Annotated in this window: 14 protein-coding genes; 4 read left to right on the forward strand and 10 right to left on the reverse strand. The window is 69.2% G+C overall.

Annotation, left to right across the window (positions count from 1 at the left end; all coding sequences use genetic code 11):
- Positions 1-167 precede the first annotated feature (167 nt).
- The 3 genes from OHU89_RS46995 to OHU89_RS47005 all read left to right on the forward strand — a co-directional run bounded on the left by OHU89_RS46995 (position 168) and on the right by OHU89_RS47005 (position 3,724).
- On the forward strand, positions 168-647 hold the full coding sequence (locus OHU89_RS46995) for a hypothetical protein (protein WP_405652277.1): 480 nt from the start codon (positions 168-170) through the stop codon (positions 645-647).
- 681 nt (positions 648-1,328) lie between these two features.
- On the forward strand, positions 1,329-2,441 hold the full coding sequence (locus OHU89_RS47000) for a PLP-dependent cysteine synthase family protein (protein WP_405652279.1): 1,113 nt from the start codon (positions 1,329-1,331) through the stop codon (positions 2,439-2,441).
- The gene (locus OHU89_RS47005) at positions 2,438-3,724 is read left to right on the forward strand and encodes an MDR family MFS transporter (RefSeq protein WP_405652281.1); all 1,287 of its coding nucleotides are present in this window, start codon (positions 2,438-2,440) and stop codon (positions 3,722-3,724) included. The genes OHU89_RS47000 and OHU89_RS47005 overlap by 4 nt, the downstream gene beginning before the upstream one ends.
- A gap of 87 nt (positions 3,725-3,811) precedes the next feature.
- Here OHU89_RS47005 and OHU89_RS47010 read toward each other — a convergent pair whose 3' ends face one another.
- The 8 genes from OHU89_RS47010 to OHU89_RS47045 form a co-directional block, all read right to left on the reverse strand.
- Positions 3,812-4,381 carry a tyrosinase family protein gene (locus OHU89_RS47010; protein WP_405652283.1) on the reverse strand — a complete coding sequence of 190 codons (570 nt, stop codon included), beginning with the start codon at positions 4,379-4,381 and terminating at the stop codon, positions 3,812-3,814.
- 238 nt (positions 4,382-4,619) lie between these two features.
- Entirely contained in the window at positions 4,620-5,588 is a 969-nt protein-coding gene (locus tag OHU89_RS47015) for an LLM class flavin-dependent oxidoreductase (RefSeq protein ID WP_405652285.1), read from the reverse strand.
- Complete coding sequence (locus OHU89_RS47020) at positions 5,585-6,868, reverse strand: MFS transporter (protein ID WP_405652287.1); 1,284 nt, start codon at positions 6,866-6,868, stop codon at positions 5,585-5,587. The genes OHU89_RS47015 and OHU89_RS47020 overlap by 4 nt, the downstream gene beginning before the upstream one ends.
- A gap of 468 nt (positions 6,869-7,336) precedes the next feature.
- On the reverse strand, positions 7,337-7,468 hold the full coding sequence (locus OHU89_RS47025; protein WP_405652289.1) for a hypothetical protein: 132 nt from the start codon (positions 7,466-7,468) through the stop codon (positions 7,337-7,339).
- Between the two features lie 107 nt (positions 7,469-7,575).
- Positions 7,576-8,199: a hypothetical protein gene (locus tag OHU89_RS47030; protein ID WP_405652291.1), complete on the reverse strand. Its 624-nt coding sequence runs from the start codon at positions 8,197-8,199 to the stop codon at positions 7,576-7,578.
- A 397-nt stretch (positions 8,200-8,596) separates the two neighbouring features.
- Positions 8,597-9,622 carry an MASE1 domain-containing protein gene (locus tag OHU89_RS47035; RefSeq protein ID WP_405652293.1) on the reverse strand — a complete coding sequence of 342 codons (1,026 nt, stop codon included), beginning with the start codon at positions 9,620-9,622 and terminating at the stop codon, positions 8,597-8,599.
- A 50-nt stretch (positions 9,623-9,672) separates the two neighbouring features.
- A complete protein-coding gene (locus OHU89_RS47040) occupies positions 9,673-10,500 on the reverse strand; it encodes a PP2C family protein-serine/threonine phosphatase (protein ID WP_405652295.1) in 828 nt (275 codons plus the stop codon).
- A 490-nt stretch (positions 10,501-10,990) separates the two neighbouring features.
- A complete protein-coding gene (locus tag OHU89_RS47045) occupies positions 10,991-12,451 on the reverse strand; it encodes a hypothetical protein (protein WP_405652297.1) in 1,461 nt (486 codons plus the stop codon).
- A 631-nt stretch (positions 12,452-13,082) separates the two neighbouring features.
- On the opposite strand from OHU89_RS47045, the gene OHU89_RS47050 reads away from it, so the two are divergent.
- On the forward strand, positions 13,083-14,402 hold the full coding sequence (locus OHU89_RS47050; protein ID WP_405652299.1) for a hypothetical protein: 1,320 nt from the start codon (positions 13,083-13,085) through the stop codon (positions 14,400-14,402).
- 383 nt (positions 14,403-14,785) lie between these two features.
- On the opposite strand, the gene OHU89_RS47055 is transcribed toward OHU89_RS47050, so the two are convergent.
- Positions 14,786-15,112: a PRC-barrel domain containing protein gene (locus OHU89_RS47055; RefSeq protein WP_405652301.1), complete on the reverse strand. Its 327-nt coding sequence runs from the start codon at positions 15,110-15,112 to the stop codon at positions 14,786-14,788.
- A 502-nt stretch (positions 15,113-15,614) separates the two neighbouring features.
- The gene (locus tag OHU89_RS47060; protein ID WP_405652303.1) at positions 15,615-15,971 is read right to left on the reverse strand and encodes a MerR family transcriptional regulator; all 357 of its coding nucleotides are present in this window, start codon (positions 15,969-15,971) and stop codon (positions 15,615-15,617) included.
- Positions 15,972-15,987 lie beyond the last annotated feature (16 nt).

A 15,987-nucleotide genomic window follows, 5' to 3' on the forward strand; every position in this document is an offset into this window, starting at 1 on the left:
CGTGGCACCACGTGGCGCCGATCCGACCGTTTGCAGTCGGCGAAGTGCCTGCCCCTCCCGTTCGATTGGTTCCCCTGGGTGGCGGGCTCACCCACAGGTGGCTGGTTCACGCAGTGTTCTCGTCACTCGATACGCAAGGGGTTCCTGGGGCGGGTTAGGATCACGGCGTGATTACGGCCTGGTCGCTTTCCGGTGTGCAGCGGAGCCGCTCGACAGCGGGTCTGTGGCGCGTGCTGGGCCTGGGCCTGTTCCTCTTCGGTCTGCTGTATACGCACGCCGTCAGCCCCGACGCCACGGTGCGTCACCTCGCTTCCGGCGAAGGCGCCGCGGTGTCGGACGTTCATTTCGGGTCCGTCGCGGACCACGAGACGGTTGCGAGTGCCACGTGGGCGGTGCGCGCGAGCGAGACGCCCGACGCTCCGTTGGACGACCATCACGACGGTCACGGACAGCACCACGCTGGTGGGGAGTGCGCGCTGGGGCAGCCTCCGCAGGGGCTCGACCTCGCTGCGCCCTGTCCGTCTGCGCTGAGCACGGAGAGTATTGACAACGGCGTACCCCAGTCGGTGTACGCCAGTCACGCCGCGGCCCGGGACATCGTGGCCCCGATAGCGCATGCGGCGGACTCCGCGGTTATGCGTATCTAGGTCAGCGCCGTTCTGGCGTCTGACCTCCTCCGCCTGGCGTTCTTCGGTGCGGTGCGGGGATGGTCGACGACCCTTTCCCTTACCCCCCACTGATCTCTGTCCCTGCCGCGAACCCTCCGGCCAGGGCAGTGCCGCGCGGAGGACCTGTGCCCCCCACCTTTGCAACCGCCCCCATCCATGCCCCAAGAGTGCGTTCGCACCGGAAGAACCGTTTCATCCGGCCCACGCTGTACGTCCTGCTGCTCGCGCTGCTGACGTGCCTCAGCGAGCAGCCCCACGCGCCGGAGCCGCCGTACGGTCACTTACCCGCCGCGTCGAGTGAAGTACCGCTGCCCCCGGACAACTCCGAGGACGAGATCCTCGACGTGTCGGACACTCCCGATCGTTGTCACGACACCGGTTCCGGGGCAGCCACGTTCTCGAACCCCTCGGCTCGCGTCTCATCGCCTGCGGCCGCTACGTCGCTGACGGACGCGGCGGACCGCGTCTCGCACGATCCCCGTGATGCCGTGCGAAGAATCCCGCCGAGCGGCGGCCGGCCCACTCCCATCTCTCTTTGCCAGTGGCGCATATAGACGCCGTCCTGGCAGGTCGGCCCCGGCCGGACCGCCGCGCGCCGCGCATTCGCAGGCGCGCGAGATGAGCATCCGCACGCGTCCGCATCGAACGAGAGCGAAAGAGATGCACTCTCTGACCACGAGTGACTTCACCCCCGCCGGCTCCACCCTCTCCGGGCTGGTCGGCAACACCCCTGTTCTACGCGTATCCCAGCCCTTCTCCCCGCCCGACCGTGGCTTCTGGGCCAAGCTGGAAGGCTTCAACCCCGGAGGCATCAAGGACCGTCCTGCCCTGCACATGGTCGAACGGGCCCGAGCCCGCGGCGACTTGCAGCCGGGACGGCCGATCATTGAGTCGACCAGCGGCACCCTGGGCCTCGGCCTCGCCCTGGCCGGCATGGTCCACGGCCATCCCGTCACCCTGGTCACCGACCCGGGCCTCGAACCCTCCATGACCCGATTGCTCACTGCCTACGGCGCCACCGTCGACATGGTCCCCGAGCCGCACCCCACAGGTGGCTGGCAGCAGGCCCGCCGCGACCGAGTCACCGAACTGCTGACGCGGAGTCCCGGAGCCTGGTGCCCCGACCAGTACAGCAATCCGGACAACGTCTCCGCCTACACCCCGCTGGCCCTCGAACTCGCCTCACAGATGGGCCACATCGACATACTGGTCTGCAGCGTCGGGACAGGCGGTCACTCGGCCGGTATCTCGCGCGTCCTGCGCCAGCTGTACCCCGGGATGAGGCTGGTGGGCGTGGACACCGTCGGCTCGACCATCTTCGGCCAGCCTGCCCGGCCCCGCCTCATGCGCGGCCTCGGCTCCAGCATCTACCCGCGCAACGTCGCCTACGACCACTTCAGCGAGGTGCACTGGGTGGCACCGGGCGAATCCGTCTGGGCCTGCAGGCAGTTGGCCACGTCGCACTACGCCACGGGCGGCTGGAGCGTCGGCGCGGTCGCGCTCGTGGCCGGCTGGCTCGCCCGTACGACCTCCGCGAGCACCCGCATCGTGGCGATCTTCCCCGACGGGCCCCAGCGGTACCTGGAGACGGTCTACAACGACGAATACTGCGCCAAGCAAGGACTGTTGGACGTTGCTCCCGCGCCCGAACCTGAGGTCGTCGGCCGCCCCGACGAGAAGGAAGTCACCCGCTGGACCCGCTGTACGACGGTCGGTGATCCCCTCTCCCTGACGACCGAGGCAGCCGGTGCCGAAGACGGGACGGCGCGATGAAAACGATGCTCAGGCAAGTCCGCTCCTACGAGCGGAGCGTCCAACTGCTCATGGTGAACCAGTTCACCATCAACCTCGGCTTCTACATGCTGATGCCGTACCTGGCCGCCCACCTGTCCGGATCCCTCGGCCTGGCCGGCTGGCTGGTCGGACTCATCCTGGGCGTACGGAACTTCAGCCAGCAGGGCATGTTCCTCATCGGCGGCACGCTCGCCGACCGGCTCGGCTACAAGCCGCTGATCGTCGCGGGGTGCGTACTGCGCACGGTCGGCTTCGCCACGCTCGGTCTGGTCGACTCGGTTCCCGCGCTGCTCGCCGCCTCGGCGGCGACCGGCTTCGCGGGGGCGTTGTTCAACCCGGCAGTGCGCGCTTATCTCGCAGCCGACGCAGGGGAGCGCCGCGTCGAGGCGTTCGCACTCTTCAACGTGTTCTACCAAGCGGGCATCCTGCTCGGCCCGCTGGTGGGGATGCTGCTGACGGGCTTCGACTTCCGGATCACCTGCCTCGTCTCGGCAGCGGTCTTCGCTCTGCTGAGCGTCGTACAGATCCGCTCGCTGCCCGCCCGGCAGGCGAACGCGAAAGCCGGGGGACGAGAGCGTGTGCTGTCCCAGTGGGGCGGGATCCTGCGCAACCGCGCGTTCCTGCTCTTCTCGACAGCCATGATCGGCTCGTACGTCCTGTCCTTCCAGGTCTATCTGGCGTTGCCACTGGAGGTACGGCGGCTGGGCGGCGACGGCGAGTTCGGGACCGCGGCCGTCGCAATGCTCTTCGCGGCTTCGGGGTTGGCCACGATCTTCGGCCAGACCCGGGTGACCGCGTGGTGCAAGGGGCGGATGGAGCCCGGACAGGCCCTGGCCTGGGGGCTGTTGAGCATGGGCGTGGCGTTCGTACCGCTGCTCGCGGCGACGGCCGTGCCGGTGCCGGACGAGGGGATGGGGCGCTGGCTGCTCGCCGCCGTCCCGCCGACGCTGGCCGCGCTCTTGCTGGCGCTGGGCACGATGATCGCGTACCCCTTCGAGATGGACACCATCGTCCGGCTGTCGGGCGACCGTCTCGTTGCCACGCACTACGGGCTCTACAACACCATCTGCGGTGTCGGCATCACCTTGGGCAACCTGCTCACCGGGGCGGCCCTCGACGCCGCGCGGTCGGCAGGCATGTCCGCGTTGCCCTGGCTGGCGCTGCTCGTCCTGGGGCTGGTCTGTGCTGGGTCTCTCTATGGACTGCATAGGGCCGGTCACCTGACCCGCGAGGCTCCTGAGCCGCAGCCGGCGGTGGTCTGACCCAGAACCCGTCCTAGGGGCGAGGCGAGGGGCCAACGCCGCTCGCCTCGCTCCACGCCCGCCTCTGCGGCGAGGGCCCCTCTCGGCTCACCGGTCGTACTGCGGCGGGGCCACGATCGTCGGGTCCTTCGACGTCTCGGCGGTCGGCGGATCCGACGGGTCCTCCCCGGTGGACCAGGGGCGGACGTTGCCGTCGGCACCGCCGGCCCAGGGCTGAAGCACGGCGTTCACCGTCGAGGCCGGATTGGTGTCGTGAACGCCGTAGACGTGTTCCGGGTCGAGCCGCCAGGCGTGACCCGGCGCGTTCTGCCAACGGGCCCACAGCCGGTCGACGTGGGAGTGGAGCAGGAAGACGAACGGGTCGTGGAAGGAGAAAGGCGGGTTCGCGGTCGTGCCGCGGATGTATCCGCTGTGGATGTAGTTGTGCGAGCCCTGCAGGGCCCCGTCCATAACCGCGCACTGGAGCTCCTGGGGGAGGTGGTCACCAGTCGTGACGATGGTCTCGTCCAGGGCGATGGCGAAGCCGAAGAGGACGGTGACGATGTCCGCGCCCCGCGGTGGTCCGTCGGCCACGCGCCGCCAGACCTTGGTGTGATCGGGCTCGGTGCTCTCGACATCGGGGAACGGCACCCCGATGTCACCGTCGGAGCTGCCCATGAACTCGGTTGCGGGACTTCCGCTCCGGCACCGACGAGGCCGCGCCGGGCGCCGCAGGCTCTGGCGGATCGACGCTCGTGCGACGCGCTTGGCCGGTCATCACTGGCGGGTCAGCAGCCGACGGCGCGGCAGACCCCGTCAGCGCCCGCCAACGAGCCAGGCGGTCTTCACCCATGGACATCGGCTGACGACCAGCGTGAGCATCCTGACCGCCCCTCACACCAGATCTGCGACCTTGTCAGAGGATCTTGGCCAGACTGGCGAGCGCGGTCCGGTAGTCGGGGCCGACCGGGCTGAGGACGGCGCTCGTGACGCCTGACGCGAAGAGGTGCTGTACGCGGGCACGAACCTGGTCGGCGGTGCCCGTCAGGGCCAGCCGGCGCGCCCACTCCTCGGGTATCGCCTGAGCGAACTCCTGCACGCTCTTGCTGGTGCGGCGCAGCGCGGCGAACTCGTCATGGAAGCCGAGGGGGACAATGTGGGGCGCCCAGTCGGGATCGCCCAAGGGTTGCAGGGCGGGCCGTGCCACGGAGAGGGCGGCGTGCGGGTCGTCGTCGACGACGGTGATGTTGTAGGCGGCGAGCCGGTGCGGGCGCTGCGGGTTGATGCTGGTGAGGGCTCGGCGGACGTACTCGGGTGATACCGGCTCGGCGAGCAGGCTTCCGTCGGCCACTTCACCGGCGAGGGCGAGCGACTTGGGGCCGCGAACGCCGGCGAAGATGTCGGGGACGTGCTCGGGCACCACCGACGGATCCAGGCGCACTGCGTCGAGCCGGATGTAACGGCCGCCTGTATCGGCCGCCCGGCCTGCCAACAGCGTCTTGAGTGTGCGGACGTACTCGCCCAGCAAGGTCAGAGGGCTGGCAGGCCAGCATCCGACGCTGCGCATCCAGTCGGGCATGCCGTGTCCGACCGCGATGTCGATACGGCCGGGGTGGAGTTGGGCCAGAGTGGCCACTTCCATCGCGGCGAAGGCGACGTTCCGGGCGGCTGCGGGCAGCAGCCCGACTCCGACGCGGATCCGGTGGGTGCTAGCCAGCACGGTGGCGGCCTGGGCAAGCCCTCCGCGATAGCCGAGGTCTTCGACGACCCACAGTTCGTCGAAGCCGTAGTCGTCCGCTTCCTGCGCGAAGGCGATGACGTCGGCGTGGGGGATGTCGCGGGGGAGGAGGACGCCGATCGTGCCGGACGCTTCCTGCGGGCTCATGAGCGCTCTCCTTGGTGTTGTCCTGCGGGATGTGTGCCGGGTTGGGTGCCGGTTTCCGTGCGCTGGGCCACGTCCACCGCGGCGGCGGTGCGGTCACGGGTGTCGGCGGCGGGAGCAATGAGGATGGCGGCGGCCACGAACACCAGAACCACCAGCATGGCCGAGCGCAGCCCGTAGTGGTCGCCCAGGAACCCGAGGATGGGCGGCCCCACGAGGAAGGCGACGTAGCCGATGATGGCGACCAGTGAGACGCGGGCGGTCTGGTCGGGACCTGAGTCGCCCGCCGCGGAGAGGGCCACCGGGAATCCGAGGGACGCCCCGAGACCCCAGAAGAGTACGGCTGTTGCCGCTACGGCAGCGTTGTCGGAGAAGATGACCAGGAGGAGCCCGACGGCACCGGAGACGGCGCTCGCACGCACGACAGCGGCCCGCCCGAAACGGCTGAGGAAGAAGCTGCCGCTGAAGCGTCCCAGGGTCATCGCCGCTGCGAACCCCACAAAGACGAGCGAGCCCATCGCGGCGTCGAGGCCGTGGCCGTCGACCATGAGCAGCGGCAGCCAGTCGTTGGCGGCGCCCTCGGCCAGCGCCATGGCCAGCACGATGGCGCCGATCAGCAGCAGCTGCCGGTCCTTCCACACCTGCGGCTTTGATCGTTGCGCCGGACCTGAACCCTGACTCGGGTCCGGCGTCGATGGCGCGGCGCTGATGCCGATACCGGTGGGAACGGCACGCAGGGCGTAGACCAGAATCCCTGTGGCGATAAGGGCGACCACCGCCAGATGCCAGTGGACGGGAAACGCAGCGGCGGTGGCCGCCATTCCGGCCGAACCCCCCACTACCGTGCCCAGGCTGAAGCAGCCGTGCAGCGTGGGCAGCACCGCGGTCCCGGTGATGCGCTCCACGTCGGCGCCGTCGACATTGACCGCCACTTCGCCACCGCCCATGCCCGCGCCGAACAGGCACAGTCCTGCGGTGACCAGGGGCGCCGACGGCAGGGCGCTGCCCACCCCGATGACGACCGTGCCCGCGATGATCAGGAGGGTGCCGAGCGCGATGACCGGCCGGGTGCCGAATCGGGACACGAAGCGGCCGGAACACAGGATTCCGATCATGGAACCGACGGACACACCGAACAGGACCAGCCCCATCTGCCCGGTGGACAAGCTCAGTTGATCGCGGACATCGGGGGTGCGTGTGACCCAGGACGACATTGCGATGCCGGGAAGAAAGAACAAGAGGAACAAAGCCTGACGGCGTCGGCGTACGGCGCGGTCTACCAAGGGTGAGCTCCGCTGGGTTTGGAGGAACGGTTCGGAAGGTGACACGTTTGATCGCTTGCCGAGTATTCGCACACTCGGCAAGCGATCGACAAGAGAAGGGGGAGGGCTTGCGGATCCGAGGGGCGCTTGAGGGGGCTGGGCCGCAGAAGTGTCGGCAGCTCGTCCACTCGTCGGCGAGCAGCGAGTTCATGCTGTTCCAGCAGTCCAACGACCGACGGCATCCGCGACCTCCCGGAGAGCGACGACATGACAGGCCACAGCTCCCACGGGATCACCGGCCCTGCGCCTGAACAGCGAAGATCTGTCGCCAGGTCCTCGGCGCTGCCCTGGACCACCTCGACGGGGCTGTCATCGGCGTACCGGCCCGTGAGCCGGGGAGGCGAAGGCCGGGTTGAGCTCGACCGCGATCAGCCGCGTCCCCGGAGCCAGCCGCCGCAGGACCGTTCCGGTGATCGCGCCGGTCCCGGATCAGAGCTCCACCACGACGTTGGCCCGGTGAAGGCCCAGACCGGCGGCCATGGCCTGGGCGAGGGCGGGGGAGCTGGGCGCGATGGCGCCGGTGAGCAGGGGGCTGCGGAGGAACTCCCGCGTGATCGACATGTCCAGAAGCTGGAAATTGATGGTGTCGTCGGGATTCATCCCGGGCGCCTGACCGTGTCATCCGCCAGGGCGAACCAGTCCACTCTCGTAGGCCACGACGACGGCCTCTATCCGGCCGCGGACGGCTCGACGCCTGGTGGGAAGCCGTGTATCCCGGGGGCAGTGACGGAGTCGTCCTTGATCAGTGCCGGGCAGACGCTCCAGTCGGCGGCTATGCGCATCACGTGCTGTTCCGTGGGCATGGCGTCGTGCCAGGCGTCCCATTCGGCGTCTGTCCAGTCCTGCCGGATCTCGTCGCACCCGACCAGCCCGACGCCGAGCTCCCTTTCGGCGACGGTGGGTTCTCCGCGGCGCAGGGGAACGTCACCGCTCATGCCGATGTAGCAGTACGCGCGGGTCAGTTCACCGGATTCGACCTTGGCCCAGGCGTGGTACTCGCTGACACGGTCGGTGGCGAAGTACTGGAGGTCCCCGACACGCGCGGCCAGCGTCCGCAGCCAGGTGGGAAAGTCCGGGCGCGTGGGGTCGGTCTCGTGCGTGAGATGGATCCTGCCGTGGGCGAGGGTCCACTCCGGGACGGGTCTGGCTACGAAGACACCTTGCCGGTAGGCGAGTTCGGTGCCGGTCTCCCAGTCGATGCGCTGTCGGTGCCGCAGGTCGAGGGCATCGGCCACCTCTTCCGGCCCGGCGTCGCGCACCGCGAGCCATGACGTCTTGAAGCCGAATGACATGAACCCTCCCCGTAGTGGTGTCTCTGGACCACGCGGGATCATCGCAGACGGCACCGACAACGGCGGTGCCCGCTCGCTGCCTCGGCGGTGCCGGCGTTCGTGAAGCCGTGCACGCTGCGTGTATATGACTGCAGAGGCTTCCCTGCCTGTGTACGCCGTTGGCCGGCGGGCCCGGGCACAGCGACGCGGCCCGGTGCCCAGGCCGGGAGAACAGCCCCGCGGGCACGTAGAGCAGCTGTACCTCGACCGGCCGCACGACGTGCGCAAGGGAAGAGTCCCACGGGTGCAAAAAGGCAAAGGCTGCTTGTCGCCCCGCTCGATGGCAGAGCCGCGCTTGACGGTGGCCCCCCGGGCGAGTGATATGGCCGGCCGTCGTGGCTCGGCATGGAGGTGATGCTCAGCGCCCTGTCTTCTGCTGGTGGGGCCCGTCCTCCGCTTCCCCGTTCGGTCGAATCGGCCCGCCTCGTGGCGCATTCCCCGCGGTGAGGTGTTCGAGTACCTCGACCAGTTCCTGGCAGGCCCGTTCCACCGAGCGCCGGGTGTTGCGCTGCTCGGTGATCACGGCGGAGAGCAGCAGCGCGGTCAGGGCCATGGTGCCGTTGAACGCCTGCAGTTTGATCATTACCTCGATGTGGTCCAGGCCGTCGAAAGGGCCGGCCCCCTCCGTGGCGGCGACGGTGGCCACGATGGACGTGAAGAGCGCGCAGAGCATGCTGCCGGCCAGCTGGAAGCGCAGGGCCGTCCAGATCAGCAGTGGGTAGATGAGGAACAGCACACTGAGGCTGCTGTGTGTGACCAGCACTACGGTGCCGCAGGTGATGAGGGTGACTCCTGTGGCCTCCTGCCAACGGGACAGGGGTGGGGGCCAACGTGCCGCGTAGAGCACCAGCAGCAGGGGAGTGACGATCAGGACCCCCATTGCGTCGCCTACCCACCACGCCAGCCACACGGCCCAGAAATCGTGGCCGTGGAGCCGGTCCGTGATCACGAGCATGCCGACGCCCACCGTGGCACTGATCAGCATGCCGGTCAGGGCTCCGAGGAACACCAGGGCCAGGCCGTCTCGCAGCCGGCTCAGGTCGGTACGGAAGCCCACCGCACGCAGCATGAGATACGCACAGATGGGCGCGGCCGTGTTGCCCGCCAGATTGCCGAGCACTTCGGGCCGCAGGGAGGTGAGGTGCATGATGACGAGCAGGGAACCGAGTGCGATGCCGGGCCAGACGCGCAGCCCGAGGATCAGCAGAGCGGCCACCGCGATACCGGTGGGCGGCCAGATGGGGGTGAACACTGCCCCCTCGACGGTCAGATTCCGCAGGAGTCCGAGTCGTCCCGCGGCGTAGTAGCAGCCGGCGACGGCCAGTGTCTGGAGGGCGTAGACGCCGGTCGGGCGCAGATTTTTGGTACCCGCCACACAAGCCATCAGACACCGAGGCCGCCGTTCCGGCGAGGCGGGAGCGGCGGCGTGCCGCCCTACCGCTGAGGTTCGGCTCCTTCGTAGCCGAGGACCAGTACGGCGGCGTCGTCCTCGTGTCCCACCTGGTCCGCGCCCCGGATGACGGCGGCGGCGAGCGAGCTGGCGTCCATGCCCGCTACGGCGGCGATCCCGGCGAGTCGTACCACCTGGTCCAGGCCTTGGTCGATCTCCATGGACGGCCCCTCCACCACTCCGTCCGTGAGCAGCACGAACACGCCGCCCGTGGTGAGCCGGTAACGGGTCACGGGGTAGGTCATGCCGGCCTGGACACCCAGCGGCGGACCGCCTTCGTCGCTTCCCACGCCGGACCTTCCGTCCGCCGTTGCCCAGACGCAGGGAATATGCCCGGCCCGGGCGCTCTCCAGCACGCTGGTGGAGGGGTCGAGGCGCAGGAAGGTGCAGGTGGCAAACAGATCGGAGCCGAGCGACAGCAGGAGGTCATTCGTCAGCGCGAGGAGTTCACCGGGCTCACTTGTCACGGAGGCGAGCGCGCGCAATCCGACGCGTACCTGCCCCATGAAGGCGGCGGCCTCGATGTTGTGGCCCTGGACGTCACCGATGGACAGTCCTATCCGGCCGTCTGGCAGGTGAAACGCGTCGTACCAGTCTCCGCCCACGTTGAGGCCGTGGTAGGCCGGGACGTAGCGCACAGCCAGGTGATAGCGGGGCGCTGTGGGCATCACCGCGGGCAGCATGCCGCGCTGCAGGGCAATGGCCAGCTCGACCTGGGAACGCTGCTGCTCCGCGTGCTCACGCGCCCGGGACGTCAGCGAGCCGAGTCTGGCCAGCAGCTCGTCGTCGTACGCGGGGCCCTTGCGGGACATGGGCCGCTCCGAAATATCTTCAACCCTTTTCCGGGGTTTTAGCCCGAAATGATTCATATCGGATGATAGCGGCGCTGCGGTGCTGCTCGAAACACCAGCCGCCGTATCGCCGCCCCGCAGGCCGCCACCTTCGGTCCCGCCATACCGGGCCACCCACGACCCCGTGTGCGCCAACGCCTGCCGCTGGGCGTGCAGAACCCGCCACGCGACCGCCGGAGCCCGACCCGCAGACTCGACTCCTACCGGCCGGAACCGCGTGCGACACCGGAGGCCCGGGTCGCCACCCGGTTCCTGGGCCTGCGCCATCCCGTGCCCCTGACTCTCCGGCCATTCCGTGCGGCGCTGGCCGTGAGCGCCGTAGAGCTGCACCCGCGGGCGCGGGAGGTCCAGGTGGTGTCTTCGGCCAGGACCGCTTCCAGCTCGGGCACATTCGCGGCGGCGTGCTGACCCTGCGCCCCGCCGCCGACTGGACCACGAAGATCCATCTCGGTCAGTAGCCGAGACTCGTCGTGTAGGCGCACTCGGTGTAGATGTAGCCCGGCTCCAGCTTGGCGGTGTCCGAGGCCGGGGTGTTGCCGATCCCTTCCTGGGACTTGTGGACGAAGTAGGTGGTGCCGGCGGGCAGGCGGATGGTCTTCTGCGGATACTTCTTGCCGCTGTCGCTGCACGGTTTCGACTCGAACCCGAGAGAGCTGCTCAGCGAGGAATAGGTGGAACAGCCACCGCACGCCTTGAGGGTGAAGCTCCCGGTCACCGGGCCGGTGAACAGGACGGTGATCTTGTCGGGGCTGTCGTTCTTGACTGTGACGGTGATGCTGCCGCCCGAGCGGGTGGTCGGCAGACGCTTGCCGGCCGCCGGGACCGTCTGGGCGACCTCCGCGGCGATGGCCACCTTCCGGGCGAGACTGCGCTTCGGGTTGTCGGGGTTGTCCTTGATGAACGTGTCCATCGTGGTGACGGCGTCGCTGAAACTGCCGTCCTTGTACTGGTCCACACCGCAGTTGTACGTCCCTGACGCCGCGCTCCGCTCCGCCCGGTCGGCAGCCTGGTCGAGAGCCTCGGTGAGTCCGGCCTCCTCGCCCGACACGCCGCGAATCTGCGTGGACAGGGAGCCCAGGCGCTCAACGGCCGCGCAGGGATCGCTGCCGCCCACAGCCGTGACCGCCTCGCCCACCTTTGCGTCGATCGCGGGCCCCACCTTTTGAGCCTGTTCGGACTTCGGGAACGTCGTCAGCAGTTCGCCCCACTGCGCGGTCCAGGATGCGCTGTCGCCGCTCATCGACTCCGTCCCGCACTCGTAGAGCGAGGTCGCCAGCCGGTCGTCGGGCCAGGTGGACAGGGATCCGAGCGTCTTCTTGTCCATCGTGCGCGGCACGGTACGCAGGTACTTCAACGGCGCCACGGCCCCGCAGTAGTTCTTCTCCGCGTACGCGGCGCCGACGGTGGTGTAGTAGGTCCTGAGGCGGTTCGGCACCTCGGCGGCAGCCCGTGACGTCGGATGGTCCGCGGCCAGACCGTGGTAAATGGCCAGTGCCTGGCGGTAGTCGGGTTGCGCCACGTCGAAGGCCTGCGTACCGGTCGACTTCACCAGCTCGTCCGCTGTGGCCAGCCGGTCCAGGAGCATCTGCTGAGTGGCCTCGTCACGTGCCTGGTCATACAGGAGATATCCGCCGGCGGGTATGGCCAGCAACACGACGCTGAGCACCGCCGCGACCAGTGCACTCGGCAGCCACGCCAGGCGCGTGCGCAGGCCCAGCCGTGCACCGTGCAGGCCTGCCGCCACCAACAGGATCAGATACAGGACGAGCAGGGCGCCCGGAATCCCGTTCGGATCCGCGGGCAGCGCCACGACAAGCAAGATCCCCATGGCCACCAGGCACGCGATCGTCAACCCCCAACGGCGGACGACGGCATAGCCCAGCCCCAGGCCGCTGAGGTTCAACAATCCCACGGCGAAAGCCCGCCAGGGGTCCGCCGGAGCGGGTGGTGGTGCGCTCGGCATGGGTGGAACGGCAAAGTCCGGATTCGCGTTCTGGTCCCAGGACATGACAGCTCCCCCAGTCAATCACGCCTGAATTTCCCCGAGTTGACAGTGTACGGCCAGTTAGGGAAGGGCGACAGAGGGTGAATCGAAGGGGTGCGGTTCGGCTGGACGGTTCCGTTCGACAAAGCACCGTGCCGCACGAGGTCGCCGCGACAGCCCGACGCTCCGCCGTCGCCTACAGCGGAGGCAAGGACGCCTTCCATTCCGGCACCCGCTACGTGCCGCCTGCCTCACCGGACGCCACGGAGCCCGGGGGCATGACCCGTCCGAGGGGGAGTGACCCGTGGACAGCCCGGCCGAGGAGGCCTGACCCGGATCGCGCCCAGGTGATCAAGGCTTGCGAGTGCCGGAGCACGCGAGCCTGCCTTCAAAGATCATCGGATAGCGGATCATGGCCGAGTGCCCAGCACGTTGTTGATCTGGTTGGGGAAGTCGGAGCGTGCCGAACGGGTCCGGCGGTGCGACGTGCGGCGACCGTGACTCCCGGCCCGCGTAATGCGGTTGAGGGGGACAGCGATCATCGGTGAAGATCCTTGGCATGTTCTCGCGCAGGAATCGCCGCCCTAAAACCCCTGAACTCCTCCAGGCCTGGCAGGCCCTCGACGAGGGTGACCTGCCGGGCGCCCTGCGCCAGTTGCGGCACGGCACCGACGACCTGCCGCTTGACGAGCTCGCACTTGTGGCCGCCCGGGCCGCCAGAAGTGCCGGCTTCGACGACCTGCGCACCGCTGCCGACGCCCTGACTGCCCGTCCCGGAAAGGCCCGCGCGCTCTACGACTTCGGGTACGCATGCATCGAGCGCGGCGTGCCCTATCTGGCGATACCCGCTCTGCGCGAAGCGCTGCGGCAAGCGCCGGACTCCGCCGGGATACTGCGGGAACTGGTATCGGCATACGAGCGCGAGGGCCGGCACCGCGAGGCCGTCGGAGTGCTCACCGCACACGAGAGCATCCTCGTCGACTGGCCGGACCGATATCTGCTGGTCTTCAACGCCGTCATGGCCGGCGACCTCGCCCTGGCCCGCCGTCATCACGCACGGCTGCCCGATCCGCAGGACGAGATGTGGCTGCCCGCGCAGGCCCGTCAGCGCGCAATGCTGGCGAGGGCCGCCGAGGCCGAACCGGTGAGCCCACTGGACGCCACCGATCTGCGGGGCTGGCAGTACGTCATCGGCGGCACCGTGCTCACCACCCTGTCCCCATATGGGTTCGACGCGGGCATGACCGGGCGGTTCGCCTGGCTGCAGGACACCCACGACCAGTGCCTGCGCGGACTGCTGAGGCTGAAAGCGGTCCTCGACGCCGCCGAGGCGCGTCCCACGTCAGTGTCCCTGCTCCCCGACCGGGGCAGCCGCATTCTCGCCCTCGCGGCGGCCCAGCTGCTGGAACTGCCGACGAAGCCCTTCGCACCCGACCGCGAAGACACGGTTGTCATCGCATACGACCTGAACGAGGTCGCCAGCGCCGAGCAGGGCCCCGAGATCCTCGGTCGCCTCTTCGAACGGACGCCGGGCCAGATCCTGCACGAACACGCGAGCAACTGGACCGACCCACCGGCGGTCACCGCCGACAGCGTCACCCTGCTGCACCAGTCGGCGACGGCGCCCTGGGCAGGGCAACTGCATGCCGGAGAGGACGGCGTCCCGGAACGCGGCACGCCCGACAACAGGCCGGAGGAGGAGATCGCCGCGGATATCCTGGCTGCCGACGCCACACCCGACGAGGGAGACGGCGCGACGCCCGCCGAACCGGTCGAGAAGCTCACCGACTTCGTGTCCGCTGTCCGCCATACCTGGCTGCAGGGCGACCGGACGAGTCTGTCGTCCTCGGGTCCGGTGACCAGCTCCCGCTTCCTCTGACGACGCGGTGCGCCATTGCCTCGCGTACGGGCCGCCCTGCGATCTTGAGTGACGTCCGGTGGACTCATACGAGCCCGAGGGAAATCTGTGCCCCTGCGGTGGCAGCATCTTCAACTGATCTGCCTGCTCGCGATATCGAAACCCCGGCCGCCGAGTGGGTGTGGCGTGTGGTCCAGCTCCCGGGCAGCGGCAGGCCGTTCGCCGGCAGCGTCGCGGACACGCCCCTGAACGCGGGGGAGGGGCGCGCCCGCTCGGCCGCGCAGGGCAACTGAGGGGCCGCCTCGGCCGGTACCGCACGGACGGGTCGAGCAGGACCCCGCAGCCGTCCTCGGCGAGGGCGGCGCACCCGATCGCGCTCGCCGAGGAAGCTGCTCAGGCCCGGGTCAGTGGCCCGAGCCCCGGGTGCCGCCGAGCTGGTCGCGGTAGCGGGGGTCGCCAAGGTACTGCTCCTCGTCGAAGACCGGCGCCGCCTTGACCTGGTCCTTGGTCCGGGCCGCGTGGTCGATGCCCGAGACGGCCTCGGACGGGATCACCACGTCCTTGCCCAGCAGCGGGAGACCGGTGTGCACCACCGCATGGTGGGGACCGAGGTCCGCGGAATGCGCGCCGATCTTGCCGACCTCTCCGTCCACCGCGTGCACGTGGTAGCCCGTGAGAGCGTCGTCCGGGGTGTGTCCGGCCGTCGCACTGCACGGACGCTGGTCCGTCACTGAGGCTGGGCCGGCGCCCGGCCCGTCGTACGGCGTCCGTCGCCTCTGCTCAAGGGGGCGAGAGGCGGCCGCCCACCGCGCGCCACTGGACCAGCCCGCGGGACTTGTTGACCGCCTCGAAGCCGTTCCCCGCCAGGAGGTTCGCGGCGCCGGCCGAGCAGATGCCGTCGATGCAGAAGATTCCATCCGAACAGACGGCGGGCGTCGACGACGAGGGCCTCGGAGACCAGGCCGGTCGCCTCCGTGGCGGTCACCGCCGGCCGCCAGTGGGCAGGCTCATGCGCCGTCGGCTCCCTTCCGGCGGGCGACGCCCATTCCCTTGGCAGGAACAGCCGGCGCCATTCCAGCGGGCAGGAAACGGTATCGGTCGCGGCCGCTTAGTGGCCGACTCCGGAAGTCCTTCGGGGGTGACGCTGAAGGAGCGCGTGTGGGTTCAGGACGTGCATGAAGGGCTGCGGTGATTGCTTCCCGCGCCCATGTGGATCGTTTCCCAGGGTGCGGTTCAGGTGGCTGGGGCTGCGGCGATGACGGTGTCGAGCATGCTTCGCGAAGCATGCAGCTCGTTGATGGCGTGAGTGATGCGTTCGCGCTCTCGCCGCAGCTCGGTGATGGTGTCAGAGCACACGGGGGTGAGGGTCGGGCCGTCGATGCAGACGCAAGGCAGGATCCTGGCGATGATCGTCGTGGACAGGCCGGCGGCCAGCAGGCTGCGGATGCGCCGCACCGTGTCGATGTCGGCCTCGTTGTAGACGCGGTAGCCGCTGGGGAGCCGGTCCGGGTGGAGCAGGCCCTGTTCCTCGTAGTAGCGCAACAGGCGTTCGCTGACGCCGGTTCGCCGGACCATCTCTCCCATGCGCATGTGACCTGCACCTCAC

It is taken from the genome of Streptomyces sp. NBC_00019 (assembly GCF_045041015.1).
Classification (GTDB): Bacteria; Actinomycetota; Actinomycetes; order Streptomycetales; family Streptomycetaceae; genus Streptomyces.

What these genes read in the sequence shown, in the direction of transcription:
- OHU89_RS47005 (WP_405652281.1), top strand. Translation starts at nt 2,438, where the DNA reads ATGAAAACGATGCTCAGGCAAGTCCGCTCCTACGAGCGGAGCGTCCAA.
- OHU89_RS47000 (WP_405652279.1), top strand. Translation starts at nt 1,329, where the DNA reads ATGCACTCTCTGACCACGAGTGACTTCACCCCCGCCGGCTCCACCCTC.
- OHU89_RS47035 (WP_405652293.1), bottom strand. Translation starts at nt 9,622, where the DNA reads ATGGCTTGTGTGGCGGGTACCAAAAATCTGCGCCCGACCGGCGTCTAC.
- OHU89_RS47030 (WP_405652291.1), bottom strand. Translation starts at nt 8,199, where the DNA reads ATGTCATTCGGCTTCAAGACGTCATGGCTCGCGGTGCGCGACGCCGGG.
- OHU89_RS47040 (WP_405652295.1), bottom strand. Translation starts at nt 10,500, where the DNA reads ATGTCCCGCAAGGGCCCCGCGTACGACGACGAGCTGCTGGCCAGACTC.
- OHU89_RS47010 (WP_405652283.1), bottom strand. Translation starts at nt 4,381, where the DNA reads ATGGGCAGCTCCGACGGTGACATCGGGGTGCCGTTCCCCGATGTCGAG.
- OHU89_RS47060 (WP_405652303.1), bottom strand. Translation starts at nt 15,971, where the DNA reads ATGCGCATGGGAGAGATGGTCCGGCGAACCGGCGTCAGCGAACGCCTG.
- OHU89_RS47025 (WP_405652289.1), bottom strand. Translation starts at nt 7,468, where the DNA reads ATGTCGATCACGCGGGAGTTCCTCCGCAGCCCCCTGCTCACCGGCGCC.
- OHU89_RS47050 (WP_405652299.1), top strand. Translation starts at nt 13,083, where the DNA reads ATGTTCTCGCGCAGGAATCGCCGCCCTAAAACCCCTGAACTCCTCCAG.
- OHU89_RS47015 (WP_405652285.1), bottom strand. Translation starts at nt 5,588, where the DNA reads ATGAGCCCGCAGGAAGCGTCCGGCACGATCGGCGTCCTCCTCCCCCGC.